The organism is Vibrio sp. 10N.222.54.E6 (assembly GCF_041473955.1).
In the GTDB taxonomy this organism is placed as follows: Bacteria; Pseudomonadota; Gammaproteobacteria; order Enterobacterales; family Vibrionaceae; genus Vibrio; species Vibrio tasmaniensis_A.
This window is the reverse complement of the sequence record NZ_JBFRTD010000080.1, coordinates 1-512: the sequence shown is the minus strand read 5'-3', so window position 1 is coordinate 512 and position 512 is coordinate 1. Positions and strand designations below refer to the sequence as shown.

Genomic DNA, 512 nt, shown 5'->3' with positions numbered 1-512 from the left:
AATAGCGCATTCGTATCATGTTACTGATTTAAGGGGAATATATGCTAGACCGTGATTCGTTTGAATATGTGCGTATAAACGCTTATAAAACCGCTGGTGTTGGTAAAAAACCTTTGCCGAAATTCATGCGAAAACTTGTAGCAAGAACCACTCTGCATCGAGCATGGTTGCAAGGGAGCACAGGGAGTTTCCTAGTCCCTGTTCTAGAAAGAAACTAACTAAGAGGGTAAATTGTGGCTAAAGGAATATCTCTACCTAAACAGGTAGAGAGTCTTAAATCAGATGTTGGGCTTCTTACTCAGCAACTTGCTAATAATTCAATTGCTCTCAAGTTCTTAAAAGATATTGGTGTTAGCGAACACGCTGAGAAGTATATTGACGACATTCTAGAGCTATCAGAAAAAACGTTAGCTCAAACAGATAAATCGAAATACATCTAAGTAGAGGGAATAAATGGAACAATCACACGAAGAGTGGCGCAAAAGTCGAGAAGCTGAAAGGCTTGCATTTAA

General features: G+C 39.1%; 2 protein-coding genes. Both read left to right on the top strand.

Features of this window, described 5'->3' with window-relative positions:
* Positions 1-41 precede the first annotated feature (41 nt).
* Positions 42-218, top strand: coding sequence for a hypothetical protein (locus tag AB4513_RS24485; RefSeq protein ID WP_157936403.1), 177 nt, complete (start codon positions 42-44; stop codon positions 216-218).
* A gap of 15 nt (positions 219-233) precedes the next feature.
* Entirely contained in the window at positions 234-440 is a 207-nt protein-coding gene (locus AB4513_RS24480; protein ID WP_102258302.1) for a hypothetical protein, read from the top strand.
* The last annotated feature ends 72 nt before the right edge of the window (positions 441-512 follow it).

Bases quoted from the DNA above. Each gene is read 5' to 3' on its own strand.
- AB4513_RS24485 (WP_157936403.1), top strand. From the start codon at position 42: ATGCTAGACCGTGATTCGTTTGAATATGTGCGTATAAACGCTTATAAA.